The organism is Ramlibacter sp. G4-7, assembly GCF_057784995.1.
Genome location: NZ_JBYNTT010000009.1, coordinates 148157 through 167814, shown reverse-complemented (window position 1 = coordinate 167814; position 19658 = coordinate 148157). Strand labels below are relative to the sequence as shown.

At 68.4% G+C, this 19658-nt stretch carries 21 protein-coding genes and 2 riboswitches; of the genes, 14 read left to right on the top strand and 7 right to left on the bottom strand.

Annotation, left to right across the window (positions count from 1 at the left end):
- Positions 1 to 17: 17 nt before the first annotated feature.
- Entirely contained in the window at positions 18 to 563 is a 546-nt protein-coding gene (locus tag AC3EGR_RS14400; protein WP_488547178.1) for a LuxR C-terminal-related transcriptional regulator, read from the top strand.
- On the opposite strand, the gene AC3EGR_RS14395 is transcribed toward AC3EGR_RS14400, so the two are convergent.
- Together AC3EGR_RS14395 and AC3EGR_RS14390 are read right to left on the bottom strand one after the other, a co-directional pair.
- Entirely contained in the window at positions 564 to 1490 is a 927-nt protein-coding gene (locus AC3EGR_RS14395; RefSeq protein WP_488547177.1) for a lysozyme inhibitor LprI family protein, read from the bottom strand.
- A gap of 111 nt (positions 1491 to 1601) precedes the next feature.
- Positions 1602 to 1985, bottom strand: coding sequence for a carboxymuconolactone decarboxylase family protein (locus AC3EGR_RS14390; protein WP_488547176.1), 384 nt, complete (start codon positions 1983 to 1985; stop codon positions 1602 to 1604).
- Between the two features lie 142 nt (positions 1986 to 2127).
- Here AC3EGR_RS14390 and AC3EGR_RS14385 point away from each other — a divergent pair, with 142 nt between their 5' ends.
- The gene (locus tag AC3EGR_RS14385; RefSeq protein WP_488547175.1) at positions 2128 to 2709 is read left to right on the top strand and encodes a peroxidase-related enzyme; all 582 of its coding nucleotides are present in this window, start codon (positions 2128 to 2130) and stop codon (positions 2707 to 2709) included.
- A 46-nt stretch (positions 2710 to 2755) separates the two neighbouring features.
- On the opposite strand, the gene AC3EGR_RS14380 is transcribed toward AC3EGR_RS14385, so the two are convergent.
- The 3 genes from AC3EGR_RS14380 to AC3EGR_RS14370 form a co-directional block, all read right to left on the bottom strand.
- Complete coding sequence (locus AC3EGR_RS14380) at positions 2756 to 3715, bottom strand: hypothetical protein (RefSeq protein ID WP_488547174.1); 960 nt, start codon at positions 3713 to 3715, stop codon at positions 2756 to 2758.
- 179 nt (positions 3716 to 3894) lie between these two features.
- On the bottom strand, positions 3895 to 4314 hold the full coding sequence (locus tag AC3EGR_RS14375) for an acyl-CoA thioesterase (protein WP_488547173.1): 420 nt from the start codon (positions 4312 to 4314) through the stop codon (positions 3895 to 3897).
- 7 nt (positions 4315 to 4321) lie between these two features.
- A complete protein-coding gene (locus AC3EGR_RS14370) occupies positions 4322 to 5104 on the bottom strand; it encodes an SDR family oxidoreductase (protein WP_488547172.1) in 783 nt (260 codons plus the stop codon).
- A gap of 125 nt (positions 5105 to 5229) precedes the next feature.
- On the opposite strand from AC3EGR_RS14370, the gene AC3EGR_RS14365 reads away from it, so the two are divergent.
- The 12 genes from AC3EGR_RS14365 (at position 5230) to AC3EGR_RS14310 (ending at position 17915) form a co-directional block, all read left to right on the top strand.
- Entirely contained in the window at positions 5230 to 6906 is a 1677-nt protein-coding gene (locus AC3EGR_RS14365) for an electron transfer flavoprotein-ubiquinone oxidoreductase (RefSeq protein WP_488547171.1), read from the top strand.
- Between the two features lie 130 nt (positions 6907 to 7036).
- Complete coding sequence (locus AC3EGR_RS14360; protein ID WP_488547170.1) at positions 7037 to 8005, top strand: TRAP transporter substrate-binding protein; 969 nt, start codon at positions 7037 to 7039, stop codon at positions 8003 to 8005.
- A gap of 74 nt (positions 8006 to 8079) precedes the next feature.
- A complete protein-coding gene (locus AC3EGR_RS14355; protein WP_488547169.1) occupies positions 8080 to 8574 on the top strand; it encodes a TRAP transporter small permease in 495 nt (164 codons plus the stop codon).
- Positions 8571 to 9848: a TRAP transporter large permease gene (locus AC3EGR_RS14350; RefSeq protein WP_488547168.1), complete on the top strand. Its 1278-nt coding sequence runs from the start codon at positions 8571 to 8573 to the stop codon at positions 9846 to 9848. The genes AC3EGR_RS14355 and AC3EGR_RS14350 overlap by 4 nt, the downstream gene beginning before the upstream one ends.
- A 10-nt stretch (positions 9849 to 9858) precedes the next feature.
- Positions 9859 to 10830 (top strand): Bug family tripartite tricarboxylate transporter substrate binding protein, encoded by a 972-nt coding sequence (locus AC3EGR_RS14345; RefSeq protein WP_488547167.1) that lies wholly within the window; start codon positions 9859 to 9861, stop codon positions 10828 to 10830.
- A gap of 8 nt (positions 10831 to 10838) precedes the next feature.
- Positions 10839 to 10922: riboswitch (glycine riboswitch) on the top strand.
- A gap of 10 nt (positions 10923 to 10932) precedes the next feature.
- Positions 10933 to 11037: riboswitch (glycine riboswitch) on the top strand.
- Between the two features lie 15 nt (positions 11038 to 11052).
- Entirely contained in the window at positions 11053 to 12210 is a 1158-nt protein-coding gene (gcvT, locus tag AC3EGR_RS14340; RefSeq protein WP_488547166.1) for a glycine cleavage system aminomethyltransferase GcvT, read from the top strand.
- 24 nt (positions 12211 to 12234) lie between these two features.
- The gene (gene gcvH, locus AC3EGR_RS14335) at positions 12235 to 12612 is read left to right on the top strand and encodes a glycine cleavage system protein GcvH (RefSeq protein WP_488547165.1); all 378 of its coding nucleotides are present in this window, start codon (positions 12235 to 12237) and stop codon (positions 12610 to 12612) included.
- Positions 12613 to 12729: 117 nt separating this feature from the next.
- Positions 12730 to 15633 (top strand): aminomethyl-transferring glycine dehydrogenase, encoded by a 2904-nt coding sequence (gene gcvP / locus AC3EGR_RS14330; protein WP_488547164.1) that lies wholly within the window; start codon positions 12730 to 12732, stop codon positions 15631 to 15633.
- Between the two features lie 128 nt (positions 15634 to 15761).
- Positions 15762 to 16505, top strand: a complete 744-nt coding sequence (locus AC3EGR_RS14325; RefSeq protein WP_488547163.1) for a sulfite exporter TauE/SafE family protein — start codon at positions 15762 to 15764, stop codon at positions 16503 to 16505.
- Positions 16506 to 16574: 69 nt separating this feature from the next.
- Positions 16575 to 17018: an Hsp20/alpha crystallin family protein gene (locus AC3EGR_RS14320; RefSeq protein ID WP_488547162.1), complete on the top strand. Its 444-nt coding sequence runs from the start codon at positions 16575 to 16577 to the stop codon at positions 17016 to 17018.
- 11 nt (positions 17019 to 17029) lie between these two features.
- A complete protein-coding gene (locus AC3EGR_RS14315) occupies positions 17030 to 17428 on the top strand; it encodes an Hsp20/alpha crystallin family protein (RefSeq protein WP_488547161.1) in 399 nt (132 codons plus the stop codon).
- 94 nt (positions 17429 to 17522) lie between these two features.
- Positions 17523 to 17915 carry a response regulator transcription factor gene (locus AC3EGR_RS14310; RefSeq protein ID WP_488547160.1) on the top strand — a complete coding sequence of 131 codons (393 nt, stop codon included), beginning with the start codon at positions 17523 to 17525 and terminating at the stop codon, positions 17913 to 17915.
- A gap of 33 nt (positions 17916 to 17948) precedes the next feature.
- On the opposite strand, the gene AC3EGR_RS14305 is transcribed toward AC3EGR_RS14310, so the two are convergent.
- Together AC3EGR_RS14305 and AC3EGR_RS14300 are read right to left on the bottom strand one after the other, a co-directional pair.
- Entirely contained in the window at positions 17949 to 18602 is a 654-nt protein-coding gene (locus tag AC3EGR_RS14305; protein ID WP_488547159.1) for a DsbA family oxidoreductase, read from the bottom strand.
- Between the two features lie 12 nt (positions 18603 to 18614).
- Complete coding sequence (locus AC3EGR_RS14300; RefSeq protein ID WP_488547158.1) at positions 18615 to 19622, bottom strand: SDR family oxidoreductase; 1008 nt, start codon at positions 19620 to 19622, stop codon at positions 18615 to 18617.
- Between the last annotated feature and the right edge of the window lie 36 nt (positions 19623 to 19658).

Sequence of the window (19658 nt, the reverse complement as noted above, 5' to 3'; positions counted from 1 at the left end):
CCCTAAAGGATCACCCCATGGACGTCGACTACCGGCTCGCATTCGAGCACGCGCCCGTGGGCCTGTGCGTCTCGCGCAACCGTGCGATCGTAGACTGCAATCAGCAGCTTTGCGAGATGTTCGGCTGGTCGCGCGAGCTCCTCAAGGGCCAATCCTTCATGGTGCTCTATCCGAGCGCGGAGGAATACGAGCGCCTGGGCCAGCGCATGATCCCGATCCTGAACGCCAAGGGCCACTACGCCGACGACCGCATCATGAAGCGCGCCAACGGCGAGGTGTTCTGGTGCCACGTGAGCGGGCGCGCCCTCAATCGCCAGTCCCCGCACGAGAGCGGGATCTGGTCGTTCGAGGACCTCAGTGCGCAGCGGCCCGTGCGGGCGGAACTCACGCCGCGCGAGCGCGAGGTGGCGGCGCGCCTGCTGGAGGGGCTGACCTCCAAGGAGATCGGCAAGACCCTGGAGATCAGCCACCGGACGGTCGAGATCTACCGGGCGCGGCTCATGCGCAAGTACCGCGCCAACACCACGGCCGACCTGGTGCACAAGCTGGTGGCCGGCAGCTGATCAGAACTCGCGGAGCAACTGCGCGCGGCGCTGCGCGTACCACTGGCGCAGGCAGGCCTTGTCGTGGCAGCGCGTATCGCGTGCGGCCAGGGCCTGCGCATCGCGCCGCTGCAGGCCGGCCGGGTCGCGGCTGACGGTCGTCGCCTGCGCGCGCAGCCGCTGCAGGTCCTGCTCGAGTTGCGTCAGTTCGGGGTCGGAACTCACCAGCGCAGGCGCGGGCACACGAGGCGGCGCCATTTCCGGCGCGGCGCCCATGCTGGCCGTCGGGGAGTCGGGCTCGTGCAGGGCGGCGCGCAGGGTCTCGGGCGCACTCACGCTGGCCAGGCGCTGCTCGGCCAGTCGCGTCTTGGACGCATTGCGGCCGAGCGCCATGGCATAGGCGGCGGCGCTGTCGGAGAAGAGGGACGAGGCGCGCTGCAGGAAGGCGTCGCGCGACGCCTCCGCCTCTTCCCGTGCCGCCAGCTGCGCGTAGTGCTGGCCGAGCTGCGACTTCACATCCGCCAGCGGTGCCGAGTTGCGTCCGCTCGCCTGCTCGGCGACGTTGCACGCCGCGAGCATGGCGACTTCCGCGTCGCGCATGCGGCCCTGCTCGGCGGCTTCCCGGGACACCTTGAGGAAGGCGGACGCGTCGGCGTGCTCGGCCTTGCCCACCACGGCGGACAGGGCAAAGCGGCCGTCGCTTTCGTTGCTGGCCGCGGCGAGCGGCTCCGAGGGGCAGCTGCTCGCGAGCGCGACCGGTTGCGCGACGGCCGCCGGGGCGGCAGGAGCGCCGGGTTGAGCGCGTGTGCTCGCCGCCACATCGAGACCAGGCGACGGGGGCGCAGGCGCCTTCGACGCGAACCAACCGAGGTAGGTAGAGATCACGAGCGCGCCTGCGACGACCGCCCCCGCGGCGAACAGGCCCGTGCTGCCCCATTGCTTGTCCATGCGCCACCATAAAGCCGGACGCAGCCGGACGGTGTAAAGGGTGACAACTCCACGCAGGGCTCACATTGCGCGACAGGCGCACTGCGGCACGGCTGAGGCAGCGCCCGCTGGCTACTTCGCGTCGATGACTTCGGCCGCCGTGCGGAACGCATCGAGGGCGGCGGGGAAGCCGCAGTAGACGCTGGCGTGCAGGAAGATCTCCTGCAGCTCAGCCGGCGTGACGCCGTTGTTGAGCGCGCCGCGGACGTGGATCTTCAGCTCGTGCATCTTGCCCAGGCCCACGAGCATGGCGACCGTCACGATGCTGCGCGTGCGCAGGTCCAGGCCGGGGCGCTGCCAGGTGTTGCCCCAGGCGTGCTTGGTGACGAGCTCCTGAAGGGGCGCAGTGAAGTCGGTCACCCTGGACAGCGAGGCGTCGACGTAGGCGTCGCCGAGCACTTGCCGGCGGGTCTTCAGGCCAGCCTGGGTTTCGGGGTCGTTGGAGAGTTGCAGCATGGGGGGCTCCGATCAGCGAGGAAGGGGGCGAGCATACGCTCGCGGTTTCGGCGGGGTTAGCTGGTCGCTCCCCACCACCCTGCGAGGCGGCGTGCTGGCGGTCCTGCCCTTCCGTTACCCTCGCGGATCAAGGAGACGAAGCATGCCCCGCTACCCCGCACCCGAACTCAAGGACCTGCCCGAGGACATGCGCCAGCGCATCCTGGAGGTGCAGGAAAGGAGCGGCTTCGTGCCGAACGTGTTCCTCGCGCTGGCGCGCCGCCCGGCCGAGTGGCGGGCCTTCTTCGCCTACCACGACGCGCTGATGCTCAAGGAAACGGGCTCGCTCACCAAGGGCGAACGCGAGATGATCGTCACCGCGACGAGCGCGGCCAACAGCTGCCTCTATTGCGTGGTGGCCCACGGCGCCATCCTGCGCATCTACGAGAAGAAGCCGCTGGTGGCCGACCAGGTGGCGGTGAACTACCGCAAGGCCGACATCACGCCGCGCCAGCGCGCGATGCTCGACTTCGCCATGAAGGTCTGCCTGCGCTCGCACGAGATCGAGGAAGCGGACTTCGAGGCGCTGCACCCGCACGGCTTCGACGACGAGGACATCTGGGACATCGCGGCGATCACGGCCTTCTTCGGCCTCTCCAACCGCATGGCGAGCTTCTCCAACATGATGCCCAACCCGGAGTTCTACCTGCTGGGGCGGGTGCCGCGCGAGAAGAAGGCGGGCTGAACGCAAGAGGCCGCCCGGAGGCGGCCTTCTCACGCAGGCAGCCTCCTCACGGGAAGCGCGGTTGCAGGCGGTCGCCTTGCGGCACCGGGAAGGGGAAACCCAGTTTCACGGACTGGCCCCGCACGCGGTTCTGCGCCTGGCACTTGGACGTGCAGGTGGTCGCCGGCGGCGCGACCTCGATCGCGTCCTCGCCCGTCACGAAGCCCATGCGACCGCCGCTGGCGACGTCCCAGATGGAGCGGCCGCCGCAATGCTGGACGGTCCGCGTGCCGGTCACACGCGAGGGAAAGGTGTTGCTGCACGCGGGCTCGTTGACGCGGGTCGCCACCTGGGGGCTGTCGCGGGCAACGAAGCGCCGGGAGAAATCGTTGGCGATGTTGATCCGGGGCGTCACCACCACCGTGATGTCCTTGTACGGCACCGTGTCGCCTTCCCGCGCGCGGAAGTTCGCGTTGTCGAAGTAGAAGGGCGTCAAGGTCGTCGCGGCTTCGGCCAGCACGTGCGTGATGCGCGTCGCCGTCCCGTCGCTGCGCTGCGGCTCCATCTGGAACACGCCGCCCGTGGCGCAGTCCTTCGCCTGGATCTTCATGGACAGCCCGGTGCCCAGGCGCGTCAGTTCCAGCACCTCGCCGTCGAGGACGAGCTCGATCGCGGAAGTCAGCACGAGACCCCGGTGGTCCGGCGTCTTGCTCGCCCACACGGGCGTGGTCATGCCGCCCGTCATGTCGAGGGGATTGGTGGTGGGCAGGAACTGGTAGTTCTGGATGGCGAACGTGGCCGCCACCACGTCGAAGCGCACGTACTTTCCGACCACGGAGAAGGTGCCGGTCACGCCGGGAATGTCGGTATCGACCGTGCCGCTGCGGCCGAGGACGGTGAAGCCGCCGCCTTCGCAGCCGGCGGAAGTCGCCGCGGGCGCGGGGAGCGCCAGCAGGGCTGCGGCGAGCAGCCCTGCCGATTTGAGCAGCGCAGGCCATCCTGCCTTGCGCGGGTTCGGACTTGTCATGCTTGTCTCCTGGACAACCGCAAGAAGCGCCATGCGGGGCGACGCTGCCAGTGGCGGCGCGACGCCATTCGATGCGCTTTGGTGCTGGTCCGCAGGTGACGCCCGCGCAAGCTCGGCTACGAAATGTGCGGTTTGCCCACTTACCCCGCGTCACCGACGCAACGGGAATAAACAATCGCTCAGTCAAGCAGCCCGCGGAACCACTCCGGCATCGGCACGGACTTCTGCTTCGGGAAGTCCACCCACACCGTGGTGGCGCCGCCGGAGGCATAGACAACACCCGGATCGTCGGCCCGCTCTATCGTCGCCCAGCTCTCGAAACTGCTGCGGCCGGGATCACTCGCGTACATCTTCACCACGATGTCGCCCGGGTACTCGAGCTGCTTGTGGAAGTTGCAGAACGCGTTGACGATCAGCGGCCCTTCGCCCCGGGGATTGACGGTGCAGCCGATGCGCTGGAACCAGTCGAGGCGTGCGACTTCCAGGTAGCGGAAGTACAGCGTGTTGTTCACGTGGCCCATGGCGTCCATGTCGCCCCAGCGGATCGGCATCGCCAGGGTGTGGACGAGCTTTTTCTTCTCCGGCAGTTCCAGCTTCATGCGCGGCTCAGAGGCTGAAGCCGTCGTCGGCGGAGATCACGGCGCCGTTGATGAAGTGGCTGCGGTCGGACGCAAGCATGAGCAGCGCCGAGTCGAGGTCCTCCGGCTTGCCCACGCGCTTGCGCGGCAGCATCTGCACCAGCTTCTGGCCCTGCTCCGTCTGCCAGTGGTGATGGTTGATCTCCGTGTCGATGTAGCCGGGGCACAGTGCGTTGACGTTGATGCCGAAGCGCCCCCACTCCAGCGCGAACGCCTTGGTCATGTGCACCACCGCCGCCTTGCTCATGGCGTACACGCCGATCTGCGGCAGCACGCGCAGCCCCGCCGCCGAGGCGATGTTGACGATGTGCCCGCCGGTGAACGTCCCGGGCGCGGCGCCCCTGGCACGCGCCAGCATGCGCTTGCCGACTTCCTGCGCCACGAAGAAGGCGCCCCGCACGTTGGTGTCGAAGACGTAGTCGAAGTCCTCTTCGGTCACGTCCTGGATGCGCTGGGTGGTGCTGACGCCGGAGTTGTTCACCAGGATGTCGATCGAACCCATCTCCGTCTCGGCATGCGCCACGGCAGCGCGGATGCTCTCCACGCTGGTCACGTCCAGCCCCACGACGTGGGCATCGCCGCCCTCGCTCTCGATCTGCGCCCGCAGGTCCTTCAGCTTCTCGATGCGGCGCGCCGCCAGCACCACGGCGGCGCCCGAGCGCGACAGCACGCGCGCGAACTGCGCGCCCAGGCCGCTCGACGCGCCCGTGACGAAGGCGACACGGCCGGACAAGTCGATGCTGTAAGCCACGGGGAATCCTCTCTCTAGAATGGGTTGGCACGATCGTTCGTTCCCGGACGGCCGCGCATTTAGAATCCGCAGGCTCTGCGGCAACGGACCGCGCGCGCGCTCGAACCATTATCGACGAGACCCCCATGACGCAAGAAGAAATCCTGGCCCAGTTCGGCCCCCGTGAAGCGATGGAATACGACGTGGTCGTCGTCGGCGGCGGACCCGGCGGTCTCGCGACCGCGATCCACCTCAAACAGATCGCGGCCGACGAGGGCAAGGAGATCTCGGTGGTCGTGCTCGAGAAAGGGTCCGAGCCCGGCGCCCACATCCTCTCGGGCGCGATCGTCGATCCGCGCGCGCTCGGCGAATTGTTCCCCGACTGGAAGGCGATGGGCGCGCCGCTGAACGTGCCGGTGACCGAGGACATCTTCCTGTTCCTGGGCGAGAACGGCGCCAGGCGCGTGCCCAACTTCATGCTGCCGCCCAACTTCGGCAACCACGGCAACTACATCGTCAGCCTGGCGAACGTGGTGCGCTGGCTGGCGCAGCAGGCCGAGGCGCTGGGGGTGGACATCTTCCCCGGCTTTCCCGCAGCCGAAGTCCTCTACAACGAGGACGGCTCCGTCAAGGGCGTGGCCACCGGCAACATGGGCATCGGCAAGGACGGGGAGCCGACCGAGAACTTCCAGCTCGGGATGGAACTGCACGCGAAGTACACGGTCTTCGCCGAAGGCGCGCGCGGCCACCTGGGGCGCCAGCTCATCTCGCGCTTCAAGCTCGACGAGGGCCGCGACCCGCAGAGCTATTCGATCGGCATCAAGGAAGTGTGGGAGATCGATCCTTCGCGCCACGAGGCCGGCCTCGCGCTGCACAGCGCGGGCTGGCCGCTGGACGAGATGACCTATGGCGGTTCCTTCCTGTACCACATGGAGGACAACCAGATCGCCATCGGCTTCGTGGTGGGGCTGGACTACGCCAATCCCTACCTGTCGCCCTTCGAGGAATTCCAGCGCTTCAAGACGCACCCCAACATCCGCTGGTATTTCGAAGGCGGCACGGCCAAGCGCCTGGGCTACGGCGCACGCGCGCTCACCGTCGGCGGCCTCCTGTCGCTGCCCAAGACGGTGTTCCCGGGCGGCGCGCTGGTCGGCGACGACGCGGGCTTCCTGAACGCCTCGCGCATCAAGGGCAGCCATGCGGCGATCAAGACCGGCATGCTGGCCGCGCGCGCGGCCTACGACGCCGTGCAGGCCGGCCGCCAGCACGACGAACTCACGGCCTACCCGGAAGCGTTCGAGCGGTCCTGGCTGTACACGGAACTGAACAAGGCGCGCAACTTCAAGCAGTGGTTCAAGAAGGGCCGCTCGGTGGCGACCTTCATGACGGGCATCGAGCAATTCGTGCTGCGCGGGAGCATCCCCTGGACGCTGCACCGCGAGCGGCCGGACCACACCTACCTGAAGCCGGCGGCCGAGTGCAAGCCGATCGTGTATCCCAAGCCCGATGGCAAGCTGACCTTCGATCGCCTGTCCTCGGTGTTCATCTCGAACACCAACCACGCCGAGGACCAGCCGCCGCACCTGACGCTCAAGGACCCGAGCGTTCCCGTGGACGTCAACCTGCACAAGTTCGGCGGCCCCGAGAGCCGCTACTGCCCCGCCGCGGTCTACGAGTTCGTGCAGGAGGACGGCAAGGAGCGGCTGCAGATCAACGCGCAGAACTGCGTGCACTGCAAGACGTGCGACATCAAGGACCCGACGCAGAACATCGTGTGGGTCACGCCGGAAGGCGGCGGCGGGCCGAACTACACGAACATGTAAGCTTTTTGCAAGCGGCGCCGGCCCGGCGCTTCGTTTGCAGCGGCGGCGCTCGGTGTTACTCCCGTGGCGAGCCGATGACGCACTGCGGCATGATGCGCCGTCCAAGACGCATATCCCACCAGGAGACACCATGAAGTACACGAGGCTCTTCGCCGTCCTCTCGGCCGGCCTGCTGGCCAGCTCGCTGGCCGCCGCCCAGACGACGATGAAGATCAGCATCTCCACCGCCCAGAACTCGCACCAGGGCGTGGCGATCGACACCTTCGCCAAGGAGGTCGAGAAGCGCACCAACGGCCGCTACAAGGTCCAGACCTTCTACAACGGCGCCCTGGGCGGCGAGCGCGAATCGATCGAGGCGGTGCAGCTGGGCACCCAGGAACTGGCGTTCTCCTCCACGGGCCCGGTGCCGAACTTCGTGCCCGAGACCAAGATCCTCGACGTGCCCTTCCTGTTCCGCGACAAGGCGCATGCGCGCGCGGTGCTCGACGGCCCGATCGGCCAGGACCTGCTCACCAAGTTCGACAGCAAGGGCTTCAAGGCGCTGGCCTGGGCGGAGAACGGCTTCCGCCACATGACCAACAGCAAGCGGGACGTGAAGGGGCCGGAAGACCTCAAGGGCCTGAAGATGCGCACCATGGAGAACCCGGTGCACATCGCCGCCTACAAGGGCTTCGGCATCATCACCACGCCCATGGCCTTCCCGGAAGTGTTCACCGCCTTGCAGCAGGGCACCGTGGACGGCCAGGAGAACCCGCTGTCGGTGATCATCTCGGCCAAGTTCGACCAGGTGCAGAAGCACCTGTCGCTGACCGGCCACGTCTACTCGCCCTGCATCTTCGTGATGAACAAGGCCGCCTTCGACAAGCTGTCGGCCGCCGACAAGCAGGCCTTCCTCGACGCCGCCAAGGAAGGCACCAAGGCCAACCGCGCCCGCGTGGACGAAGACGACGCCAAGGGTGTCGCCGACCTGCGCGCCAAGGGCATGACCGTGACCGAAGTCGACAAGAGCAAGTTCGTCGCGGCCCTGGCCCCGGTGAACGCCGAGTTCGAGAAGCAGTTCGGCAAGGCCAACCTGGACAAGATCCGCGCCGTGAAGTAACGCGACGGCCACCCAGCCATGTCACAGAAAGGCCCGCACACGCGGGCCTTTTCGCGAAGAACAACGAGGGCCCCGTGAAAGAAACCTTCCTGCGCATCGAGCGCTTCAGCAGCAGCCTGTCCATGGCCGGCGCCTGCGCGATGCTGGTGGTCGCCAGCGCGCTGGGCATGTTCCAGATCGTCACCCGCTTCGTGCTGGAGCAGCCGGCGGAGTGGAGCGAGATCCTGATCCGGCTGGCGCTGATCTGGATGGTGTTCCTCGGCATCCCCACGGCCTTTCGCCACGGCGCGATGGTGAGCGTGGACGTCCTGTACCGCTGGAGCCCGCCGCGCCTGCGCCGCTTCCTCGACTGGATGGTGGCCGCGGCCTCCATGGCCCTGATCCTGGTCATTCTCTGGTACGGCTGGGACTACGCCCAGCGTGGCCGCGTGCAATCGATGGCCGGCCTGGAATCGATTTCCATGTTCTGGGGCTACCTCGCCCTGCCGGTGGGCGCCCTGTTCTGCATCCTGGGCATCATCGGCAACCTGCTCGACCCGATGCGCGAAGAACTGGAGACCGCGCAATGACGTCGGCCATGCTCGCCACCATGGTGCTGTGCTTCGCGCTCAGCGTCTCGGTCGCCGTCTCGATCGGCCTGTCCGCCATCCTGGGCATCCAGGTGGGTGGCGCCAACATGCTCATCTCCGTCAAGGAGATGTTCAACTCCATCAACAAGTTTCCGCTGGCGGCCATTCCCTTCTTCATCCTGGCCGGCAACCTGATGGAAACCGGCGGCATCTCGCGCCGCCTGGTCGAATTCGCCAAGAGCATCGTCGGCGGCGTGCAGGGCGGACTGCCCATGACCTGCGTGCTGACCTGCATGATCTTCGCGGCGGTCTCGGGCTCGTCGGTGGCCACCACCTTCGCCATCGGCGCCATCCTGATCCCGGCGCTGATCAAGCACGGCTATCCCACCAGCTACGCGGCGGCGCTGCAGGCCACCAGCGCGGAGCTGGGCGTGATCATCCCGCCTTCGATCCCCATGATCCTGTACGGCGTGAGCGCCGAGGTGTCGATCGGCGAACTGTTCATTGCCGGTTTCGGCCCGGGCCTCCTGATCGGCGGCGCGCTGATGCTGTTCTGCTGGGCGTGGTGCAAGTACAAGGGCTGGGGCAAGAACGACGGCGACGGCCGGCTGCCCTTCGGCAAGGCCTTCGTGCAGGCCGGCTGGGCGCTGCTGATGCCGGTGATCATCCTGGGTGGCATCTACGGCGGCATCTTCACGCCGACCGAGGCCTCGGCCGTGGCGGTGTTCTACGCGCTGGTGGTGGGCATGCTGGTGTACCGCGAGATCAGCATCACCGCGCTTTACGGCATCCTGCGCAAGTCGGTCATCTCGTCGGCCGTGATCATGTTCATCATCGCCAACGCCGGCCTGTTCGCGTTCCTGATCACGCGCGCCGGCGTGCCGGAGGCGATCGGCCACTGGCTGGAGGGCGTGCTGAAAAGCCCGGCCATGTTCCTGCTGGGCGTGAACCTGGCGCTGTTCATCATCGGCATGTTCATCGAGACCAGCGCGTCCATCATCGTGCTGGCACCCATCCTCGCGCCCGTGGCCGTGCACTTCGGCATCGACCCGGTGCACTTCGGCCTGATCATGGTGGTGAACCTGGCCCTGGGTATGATCACGCCGCCGTTCGGCGTGAACCTGTTCGCCGCCTGCACGGTCGCCAGGATCTCGCTGGACCGCATCATCACGCAGCTCATTCCGTTCGTCCTGGTGGTGCTGGGCTGCCTGATGGTGATCACCTACGTGCCGGGCCTGTCCCTGGGCCTGCGCGACCTCGTCTACAGCAAGTGAATTTCTTTCCATGAAGTACCCCCTCCCCCGCGGCGCCCGCCGCGCCTTCCTCGCGTCCGTGCTGGCGCTGGCCGCCTCCGCTTCGCTGGCCGCCTGGCCTGACGACAAGACCGTGAAGATCCTCGTGCCGTGGCCGGCCGGCGGCGCCACCGACCAGGTCGGCCGCATGCTCGCGCAGCCGCTGTCCCAGGCCCTGGGCGTACCGGTGATCGTCGAGAACAAGGGCGGCGCCGGCGGCGTGATCGGCACCCAGCAGTTCGTGCGCGACAAGGACGTGCACACCATCCTGCTGGCCACCAGTTCCACCAACGCCGCGGCGCCGCACCTGTACGCCAAGCTCGGCTACGACGCGATCGCCGACTTCACGCCGGTGGTGGCGCTGTGCGAGATCCCCAACGTGATGGTGGTGCCCGCCAAGTCGCCGTGGAATTCGCTGGCCGACATCGTCAAGGCCGCCAGGCAGGCACCGGGCAAGTACACCTACGGCTCGGCCGGCATCGGCGGCTCGCAGCACCTGGCCGGCGCGCAGTTCAAGACCGCCGCCAACGTCGACATCCGCCACGTGCCGTACAAGGGCAGCGGCCCGGCGGCCCAGGACCTGATCGCCGGGCACATCGACATGATGATCGACACGGGCTCGCTGGGCAGCATCCGCGGCGGGCTGTTGCGGCCGCTGGCCGTCGCTTCCGAGAAGCGCCTGCCGGCGCTGCCCAACGTGCCGACCTTCAAGGAAGCCGGCACGCCGATGCTCGCCTCGGCGTGGTACGGCTTGATGCTGCCCGCGAACGCGCCGCCGGAAGCCGTGGCGCGGCTGAACGCGGAGGTCAACAAGATCCTGAAGACGCCCGAGATCCACGACAAGCTGGTGGGCATGGGCGCCATCGTCCAGGGCGGCACGGCGGCCGAGTTCGCGAAGTTCTCTGCTTCGGAAGTCAAGCGCTACGAGGCCATCGTGCGCGATTCGGGCGCGCCGAAGGAGTGAGGCTACAATCCGCGCCGTCAGGAGAGAGTTCCGGCTCGACGGAACCGCCGAAGGCGCAACAACGCTCAGGCACCCAGGACTGACAAGCGCCCCGCTTCGGGGCGTCACCTTGCTGGAGAGAGGCCGCGGCGCACCGCCGCGGCCCACCGAAGGAGCAACCCTCGATACGAGGCGAATCTCTCAGGTAAAGCGGACAGCAGGGGCCCGCCCATCGTGTGTACGATGGTCCCTCGCCCCTGTGGAGCACACGTGTCCGCTTCTTCAGAAGAGCTTCGCAAGACTCCCTTGCACGCGCTGCACCTCGAGCTCGGTGCGCGCATGGTCCCCTTCGCCGGCTACAGCATGCCGGTCCAGTACCCCGCCGGCCTGCTGGCCGAACACCGCCACACGCGCGACAGCGCCGGCCTGTTCGACGTCTCGCACATGGGCCAGCTGCAGCTGCGCGGGCCCGAGGCGGCGGCGGCCTTCGAATCCCTGATGCCGGTGGACGTGATCGGCCTCGCGCCGGGCAAGCAGCGCTACGGCCTGCTGCTCACCGACGAGGGCACGATCATCGACGACCTGATGTTCGTCAACCGCGGCGACCACCTGTTCGTGATCGTCAACGGCGCCTGCAAGGACGGCGACCTCGCGCACCTGCAGGAGCGCGTCGGGCGGCGCTGCGAGATCGTGCCCATGTTCGATCGCGGCCTGCTCGCGCTGCAAGGCCCCAAGGCCGTGCACGCGCTCAAGGCCGTGGTGCCGGGCGTGGAGAACCTGGTGTTCATGACCGGTTCGCAGTTCCGCTGGAACGGCGCCGACCTGTTCATCACCCGCAGCGGCTACACCGGCGAGGACGGATTCGAGATCTCCGTGCCCGCGGCGCAGGCCGAGGCGCTGGCGCGCGCCCTGCTCGCGCAGCACGAGGTGAAGCCGGTCGGTCTGGGCGCGCGCAATTCGCTGCGGCTGGAAGCGGGGCTGTGCCTGTACGGCAACGACATCGACACGACGACGACGCCGGTGGAAGCGGCGCTCAACTGGGCGATCCAGAAGGTGCGCCGCACCGGCGGCGAACGCGCCGGCGGTTTCCCGGGCGCGGACAAGGTGCTGGGCCAGCTCGATGGCACGGTGCCGCTGCCGCGCAAGCGCGTGGGGCTCGTCGCCCTCGAACGCATCCCGGTGCGCGAGCACACCGCGCTGCAGGCCGCCGAAGGCGTGGCCCTCGGCGAAGTCACCAGCGGCCTGCTCGCGCCCACCATCGACAAGGCGATCGCCATGGGCTACGTGCCCCCGCACCATGCCGCCGTCGGCCAGCGGGTGCAGGCGCTGGTGCGCGGCAAGCTCGTACCCATGGAAGTCAGCGCCATGCCCTTCGTCCCCAACCGTTACTACCGCGGCTGAAGACCGCCAGACAGGAGAACACCCATGACCGTCAAGTACACGCCCGAGCACGAGTGGATCCAGCTCGAGGACCACGAGGCCGCCGTCGTCGGCATCACCCTGCACGCGCAGGATGCGCTGGGCGACGTGGTCTTCGTGGACCTGCCCGAGGTGGGACGCAGCTATGCGAAGGGCGAGGTTTCCGGCGTGGTGGAGTCCGTCAAGGCCGCGGCCGACGTGTACATGCCCATCGCCGGCGAGGTCACCGAGGTGAACGAGGACCTGCGCGCGGACCCGTCGCTGGCCAACAAGGACCCGATGGGAAACGGCTGGTTCTTCAAGATCCTGATCAAGGACATGAGCGAATTCGACGTGCTCATGGACGAGCCGGACTACAGGAAGTTCGTGAAGACGAACGCATGACAGCGTGTCGTCCCGGCCTCGCGCCGGGGTCCATGAGGCGGTCGGTCCGCCGCCCCGTGGATCGCGGGCCAAGCCCGCAATGACATGGTTCGAGACAGTCGCAGGAACAAGTCCCCCATGCTGATGCAATCCGCCCGGCCGCTCGGCGAGCTGGAAAACCCCACCGAGTTCATCCCCCGCCACATCGGCGTGGACGAGGCCGACGAACGCCACATGCTGTCGGTGATCGGCGAGGCCTCGCGCCGCGCGCTGATCGAGAGCATCGTGCCGCGTTCCATCGCGCGCACGCACGGCATGCAGCTGCCGGCGCCGGTGACCGAAGCCGCGGCGCTGGCGGAGCTGCGCGCCATCGCGTCGCGCAACCAGGTGTTCCGCAGCTTCATCGGCCAGGGCTACTACGGCACCTTCACGCCCGGCGTCATCCTGCGCAACATCCTCGAGAACCCGGCCTGGTACACCGCCTACACGCCTTACCAGGCCGAGATCAGCCAGGGCCGCATGGAAGCGCTGGTGAACTTCCAGACCATGGTGTGCGACCTCACCGCCATGCCGATCGCCAATGCGTCCATGCTGGACGAGGCGACCGCCGCGGCCGAGGCGATGACCCTGGCCCGGCGCAGCGTCAAAAGCAGGAGCAACACCATCGTGGTGGCCGGCGACTGCCACCCGCAGGTGATCGAGGTGGTGCAGACGCGCGCCGCGCCGCTGGGGATCGAGGTGGCTCTCGCGAATTCGCACGAGGAGTGGAAGCAGCGCCTGGCCGGCGACTACTTCGCCGTGCTGGCCCAGTACCCGTCCACCAGCGGCCGCATCGACGACCTGAAGGCGGACGTGCAGCAGGCGCATGCGAAGCAGGCCGCCTTCATCGTCGCCGCCGACCTGCTGGCGCTGACGCTGCTGGCGCCCCCCGGCGAGTTCGGCGCCGACATCGTGGTGGGCACGACGCAGCGCTTCGGCATGCCCATGGGATGCGGCGGTCCGCACGCCGCTTACCTGGCGTGCCGGGACGACTTCAAGCGTTCCATGCCGGGCCGGCTGGTCGGCGTCAGCGTGGACTCGCACGGCAACCCCGCCTACCGCCTCGCCCTGCAGACGCGCGAGCAGCACATCCGGCGCGAGAAGGCCACCTCCAACATCTGTACGGCGCAGGTGCTGCCGGCCGTGGTCGCCAGCATGTACGCGGTCTACCACGGCCCGCAAGGCCTCAAGCGCATCGCGCAGCGGGTGGCGAGCTACACCGCCATCCTCGCCAAGGGCCTGGAGCAACTCGGGCACAAGCCGCGCGCCGCCGGCTTCTTCGACACCTTGTCGCTGCACACGGGCGAGGCCACCGACGCTTTCATCGCCAAGGGGCACGCGCTGCGCGTCAACCTGCGCAAGGACTGGGGCGAGTACATCTGCATTTCCCTGGACGAGACGACCACGCGCAAGGACGTCCAGCTGCTCTGGTCCATCTTCGCCAGGCCGGGCCAGGCCCTGCCCGACTTCGCGCCGTTCGAGAAGGGCATCGAGCCGGGCATCCCGCCGGAGCTGCGTCGCACCAGCGAGTTCCTCACGCATCCCGTCTTCAACACGCACCACAGCGAGACCGGGATGCTGCGCTACATCCGCAGCCTCTCGGACAAGGACCTCGCGCTGGACCGCAGCATGATCCCGCTGGGCAGCTGCACCATGAAGCTCAACGCCACCAGCGAGATGATTCCCATCACCTGGCGCGAGTTCGCCAACGTGCACCCGTTCGCGCCCCGCGACCAGCTGCAAGGCTATGCCGAGCTCGACGAGCAGCTGCGTGCGTGGCTGTGCGAGGCGACGGGCTATGCGGGCATCAGCCTGCAGCCCAACGCGGGCTCGCAGGGCGAGTACGCGGGCCTGCTGGCCATCCGGGCATGGCATGCCAGCCGCGGCGAGTCGCACCGCGACGTCTGCCTGATCCCCTCCTCGGCGCACGGCACCAATCCCGCCAGTGCCCAGATGGTGGGCATGCAGGTGGTGGTGACCGCCTGCGACGACAACGGCAACGTGGACCTGGCCGACCTGAAGGCCAAGTGCGAGCAGCACAGCGACAAGCTCGCCTGCATCATGATCACCTACCCGAGCACGCACGGCGTGTTCGAGCAGCAGGTCAAGGAGCTGTGCGCGCTGGTGCACCAGCACGGCGGCCGCGTGTATGTCGACGGCGCCAACATGAACGCGCTGGTGGGCGTGGCCGCGCCGGGCGAGTTCGGCGGCGACGTCAGCCACCTGAACCTGCACAAGACCTTCTGCATCCCGCACGGCGGCGGCGGCCCCGGCGTCGGGCCGGTGTGCGTGGTGGAGGACCTGGTGTCCTTCCTGCCCGGGCACAAGGCCGGCGGCCTCGCGACGCATCCCGTGGGCGCCGTGTCGGCCGCGCCCCTTGGCAATGCGGCGGTGCTTCCCATCAGCTGGATGTACTGCCGCATGATGGGCGCGCAGGGCCTGACGCAGGCCACCGAAGTCGCGATCCTGTCGGCCAACTACATCAGTGTCCGCCTGCGCGAGCACTACCCCACGCTGTACGCCAGCCCCAACGGCCACGTCGCGCACGAGTGCATCCTGGACCTGCGGCCGCTGAAAGAGAGCTCCGGCGTCACCGCGGAAGACGTGGCCAAGCGGCTGATCGACTACGGCTTCCACGCGCCGACGCTGTCCTTCCCCGTCCCCGGCACGCTGATGGTGGAACCCACCGAGAGCGAGACGCTGGAGGAGATCGACCGCTTCGTCGACGCGATGATCGCCATCCGCGCGGAGATCCGCCGCGTCGAAGCCGGCGAGTGGCCGCAGGACGACAACCCGCTGAAGAACGCGCCGCACACGGCGGACTCGCTGATGGTGGCGCAGTGGACGCGCCCGTATCCGCGCGACGTGGGCGCCGCCATGCACGACCCGAAGGCCGGCTCGGGCCGCCAGCTGAAGTACTGGTCACCGGTGGGCCGCGTCGACAACGTCTACGGGGACAGGAACCTGTTCTGCAGCTGCGTGCCGATGTCGGCGTACGAGTGATGCGCCGCTGGTGCGCAGCGAAGCTGCACACCCTGCATGCACGGTTCGACGGCGATCGAACGGTTCGCTGACCCGCAGGGTGTGCAAGGCGCGGCCTTGCGCACCATCCCATGTTCCAATGGCCGCCGATGGAACTGATCCTCACCGTCGCCCTCGGCGCCGCCCTCGCGGGCTTCGTCCAGGGCCTCTCCGGCTTCGGCTTCGGCCTGACCGCGATGTCCATCTGGGCGTGGACGCTGGAGCCCAGGCTTGCGGCCTCGTTGTCCCTGTTCGGGGCGCTGGTGGGGCAGCTGATCGCCGCCCTCACCGTGCGCCGGGGCTGGGACTGGAAGACGCTGCTGCCCTTCGTGCTGGGCGGACTCGCGGGCCTGCCCCTGGGTCTCTATCTCCTTCCCCGCCTGGACGTGCCCCTCTTCAAGGCCACGCTGGGCCTGATGCTGATCGTCGTCTGCCCGCTGATGTTCTTCGCCGCGCAGCTGCCGCGCGTGCGCGGTGGCGCGGCCGGGGACGCCGTGGCGGGCGCCGCGGGTGGCGTGATGGGCGGCCTGGGGGGCTTCACCGGCGTGGTCCCTACCCTGTGGTGCACCGTGCGCGGCTTCGACCGCGACCGGCAGCGCGCGGTCATCCAGAACTTCAACCTGTCCATGCAGGTGGTCACCTTCGGGGGCTACCTGGCCACCGGCATCCTGGAGCCGCGCATGTGGCCGCTGCTGGCCGTGGTGGCGCCGGCGGTGCTGGTGCCGGTGCTGCTGGGCGCGCGCCTGTACCTGGGCATCAGCGACCTCGCCTTCCGCAAGGTGGTGCTGGGCCTGCTCACGGCCAGCGGCGTCGCCCTGCTGGCCGCCTCCGTGCCGGGGCTGCTGGCGCGTTAGCCCCCTCTTGAAAGTGGCGCGGACGATCCCTAACTCGGGATCGCCCGACGCGCTGAAAGGAGGAAAAGCATGGGTGCCTTGTTCCATTCGCCCGCGGACCTGTTCGCGGAACTCAACCGTATGCAATCGATGCTCGACCAGGTGTTCCCCACGGCGGGATCCGGCATCCGTTCGACGGCCGGCGCCACGTTTCCCGCCGTCAACGTGGGCATCACCCCCACGGCCGTGGAGGTCCAGGCGCTCGCGCCCGGCCTCGACGCGTCCAGGCTGGAGATCACGGTGGACCGCGGCCTGCTGGTCATCGCCGGGGACCGCAAGAGCGAACTGCCGCCGCAGGGCGAGCGCGCCAGCGTCTATGCGAACGAACGCTTCACCGGACGCTTCCGCCGCGTGATCAGCCTGCCCGAGGACGCCGATCCCGCCCGCGTGGATGCGAACTACCGCGACGGCATCCTGCGCATCACGGTGGCCAAGCGCGCATCCTCGCTGCCGCGCCGCATCGAAGTGAACTGAAGGAGACCGCCATGAGCAACACCTTGCAGACTTCTTCCGCCCAGCGCGCCCCGGCCGCCAACGAGCCGGCGCCGCAACAGCGCTTCGTCGTGCCGGCCGTGGACGTGTACGAAGACGAATCCTCGATCACCCTGCTGGCCGACCTGCCGGGCGTGCCCCGCGACCAGCTGCAGGTGCGGGTGGACGGCGACAACCTGGTGCTGGAAGCGACCGCCGCCACGTCCGGTCCCGAGGACATGGAGCTGGTCTATGGCGAGCTGCAGTGCGCCGCCTTCCGGCGCCAGTTCACGCTGAGCCGCGAGCTCGACACGGCCCGCATCGAGGCGCAGTTGCGCGACGGCGTGCTGCGCCTGACCATTCCCAAGGCCGAGGAAGCAAAGCCGCGCCGCGTGCAGGTGCAGGTGGGTTGAGGCGCGAACGGCGCGCCCTCGCGCGATGGCCGGGGCGCGCCGCGCGCGGGCACAATGCCGGCAGCGGCGGATCCCGCCGCGCGAGGGAACACCGTTGGCCCTGAAGGCATTCCTGGTCGAGGACCAGCCCGCCATTCGCGACAGCCTGATCGAGGCGTTGCGCGAGCTCTCCGGCATCGAGCCGGCGGGCTGGGCCGCGACCGAAAAGGCAGCGACCGACTGGCTGCGCGATCCCTCGCATCACTGGGACATCGCGATCATCGACCTCGTGCTGGAGCCGCGCGGCGGCAGCGGCTTCGGGGTGCTGCAGGCGCTGCGGCAGCGCGACCCGGTCAAGAAGGTGGTCGTCCTCACCGCCACCGCGAACCCGCAAGTGCGCCACCGCTGCGAAGCGATGGGCGCCGATGGCGTGTTCGACAAGGGGATGGAGACGGAGGCGCTGCTGGATTACTGCGTGAAGCTGGCGCGGGCGGCGGGCGGGCATTGAGCTTGCACGGCCAGCGCCATCGCGCCCGCCCCCTCACCCTTCCTGCGCCGCCAGCTGCCGCAAGGCCTGCTCGAACACCTCGGGCGGCTGGCCACCCTGGATCAGGTGGCGGTCGTTCACGATCACCGACGGCACGGCCTGGATCCCCAGTTGCTGGAAGTGCCGTTCGGCCTCGCGCACTTCCTTGGCATACCGGTCGCTTTGCAGGATCTGCTCCGCTTCCTGGCGGTCGAGGCCGACCGACGCGGCGATCTCCGCGAGCACCGCGCGGTCCGAAGGATTGCGCGCTTCGCCGTGATAGGCCTGCAGCAGCGCCATCTTCAGGTCCCGCTGCTGCTGCGCCCCCAGCTCGCCCGCCCACGCCAGCAGGCGGTGCGCGTCGAAGGTGTTCCAGATCCGCCCGCGCCCTTCCTTGCGGAACGTGAACCCCACGCCCGCGCCGCGCTCGGCCATCGCCTCCCGGTTCTTCTGCTGCTGTTCCGGCGTGGCGCCGTACTTCTGCTGGATGTGCTCGGTCACGTCCTGCCCTTCGGGGCCCATCTGCGGGTTGAGCTCGAAGGGCTGGAAGCGCATCTGCACCGCCACCTCGCCATCGAGCTTTTGCAGCGCGCGCTCGAGGGAGGCGAGGCCGACGGCGCACCAGGGGCACGCGACGTCGGAGACGAAGTCGATGTGGAGGGCTTTCATGCCCCCATTCTGTCAAGAACCGACAGACCCCGTGATCGGCAGGACGATGCCCGTGATGTAGCTGGAGCACGCCGGCGAGGCCAGGAACACATAGGCGGGCGACAGCTCCTCCGGCTGGGCCGGGCGCTTGAAGTCGGTCTGCTTGCCGAACTCGACGATCTCCTTGCTGCTCTGGTCGGCCGGATTGAGCGGCGTCCACACGGGACCCGGCGCGACCGCGTTCACGCGGATGCCCTTTTCCAGCACGGCGGAGGCGAGCGACATGGTGAAGGCGTGGATGGCGCCCTTGGTCGCCGAATAGTCGAGCAGCTTGGCGCTGCCCCTCAGTCCGGTGACCGAGCCCGTGTTGATGATGCAGCAGCCTTCCTTCAGGTGCGGCAGCGCCGCGCGGGCCATGCGCATGTAGCCGGCGATGTTGGTCATCAGCGTCTCTTCCATGCGCTCGTCGGTGATGTCCTCCAGCGAATGCGCGTGCTCCTGGAAGGCGGCGTTGTTCACCAGGATGTCCAGGTGGCCGAATTCCTTGACGGTCTTCTCCACGGACTCCTTGCAGAAGGCCGAGTCCTTGACGTCGCCCGCGATCAGCAGGCACCTGCGCCCTTCCTTCTCGATGCAGCGCCGGGTTTCCTGCGCGTCGTCGTGCGAGGACAGGTACACGATGGCCACGTCCGCGCCTTCGCGCGCATAGAGCACGGCCACTGCGCGGCCGATGCCCGAGTCACCGCCGGTGATCAGGGCGGTCATGCCCTCGAGCTTGCCGCTGCCCTTGTAGTCGGGCGCCATGAACTGCGGCTTGAGTTCCATGTCCGCTTCCTGCCCGGGCTTGCGCAGGTGCTGCGCCGGCATGTCGCTCGGGTAGTTGCGCTTGCTCGTGCGCGGCGGGCCCTTGTCATGGCCGCCGGATCCCTCGGCGGGCTCCTTGCGGTCCTGCTCGCGCTGGATCTGCCGCTGCTTCTCGGCGGTCGCTTCGTTGCTCTGGCTGCGCGCGTTCTCCCGCGCGCCCGGCTTGTTCTGGTCCATGGAGGCTCCTGTGGCAAACCTCCATCGTGGCGGCGC

Excerpts from the sequence above, each read along its gene's own strand:
- AC3EGR_RS14400 (WP_488547178.1), top strand. The coding sequence starts at position 18 with ATGGACGTCGACTACCGGCTCGCATTCGAGCACGCGCCCGTGGGCCTG.
- AC3EGR_RS14395 (WP_488547177.1), bottom strand. The coding sequence starts at position 1,490 with ATGGACAAGCAATGGGGCAGCACGGGCCTGTTCGCCGCGGGGGCGGTC.
- AC3EGR_RS14390 (WP_488547176.1), bottom strand. The coding sequence starts at position 1,985 with ATGCTGCAACTCTCCAACGACCCCGAAACCCAGGCTGGCCTGAAGACC.
- AC3EGR_RS14385 (WP_488547175.1), top strand. The coding sequence starts at position 2,128 with ATGCCCCGCTACCCCGCACCCGAACTCAAGGACCTGCCCGAGGACATG.
- AC3EGR_RS14380 (WP_488547174.1), bottom strand. The coding sequence starts at position 3,715 with ATGACAAGTCCGAACCCGCGCAAGGCAGGATGGCCTGCGCTGCTCAAA.
- AC3EGR_RS14375 (WP_488547173.1), bottom strand. The coding sequence starts at position 4,314 with ATGAAGCTGGAACTGCCGGAGAAGAAAAAGCTCGTCCACACCCTGGCG.
- AC3EGR_RS14365 (WP_488547171.1), top strand. The coding sequence starts at position 5,230 with ATGACGCAAGAAGAAATCCTGGCCCAGTTCGGCCCCCGTGAAGCGATG.
- AC3EGR_RS14360 (WP_488547170.1), top strand. The coding sequence starts at position 7,037 with ATGAAGTACACGAGGCTCTTCGCCGTCCTCTCGGCCGGCCTGCTGGCC.
- AC3EGR_RS14350 (WP_488547168.1), top strand. The coding sequence starts at position 8,571 with ATGACGTCGGCCATGCTCGCCACCATGGTGCTGTGCTTCGCGCTCAGC.
- AC3EGR_RS14345 (WP_488547167.1), top strand. The coding sequence starts at position 9,859 with ATGAAGTACCCCCTCCCCCGCGGCGCCCGCCGCGCCTTCCTCGCGTCC.
- gcvT (WP_488547166.1), top strand. The coding sequence starts at position 11,053 with ATGGTCCCTCGCCCCTGTGGAGCACACGTGTCCGCTTCTTCAGAAGAG.
- gcvH (WP_488547165.1), top strand. The coding sequence starts at position 12,235 with ATGACCGTCAAGTACACGCCCGAGCACGAGTGGATCCAGCTCGAGGAC.
- gcvP (WP_488547164.1), top strand. The coding sequence starts at position 12,730 with ATGCTGATGCAATCCGCCCGGCCGCTCGGCGAGCTGGAAAACCCCACC.
- AC3EGR_RS14325 (WP_488547163.1), top strand. The coding sequence starts at position 15,762 with ATGGAACTGATCCTCACCGTCGCCCTCGGCGCCGCCCTCGCGGGCTTC.
- AC3EGR_RS14320 (WP_488547162.1), top strand. The coding sequence starts at position 16,575 with ATGGGTGCCTTGTTCCATTCGCCCGCGGACCTGTTCGCGGAACTCAAC.
- AC3EGR_RS14315 (WP_488547161.1), top strand. The coding sequence starts at position 17,030 with ATGAGCAACACCTTGCAGACTTCTTCCGCCCAGCGCGCCCCGGCCGCC.
- AC3EGR_RS14305 (WP_488547159.1), bottom strand. The coding sequence starts at position 18,602 with ATGAAAGCCCTCCACATCGACTTCGTCTCCGACGTCGCGTGCCCCTGG.
- AC3EGR_RS14300 (WP_488547158.1), bottom strand. The coding sequence starts at position 19,622 with ATGGACCAGAACAAGCCGGGCGCGCGGGAGAACGCGCGCAGCCAGAGC.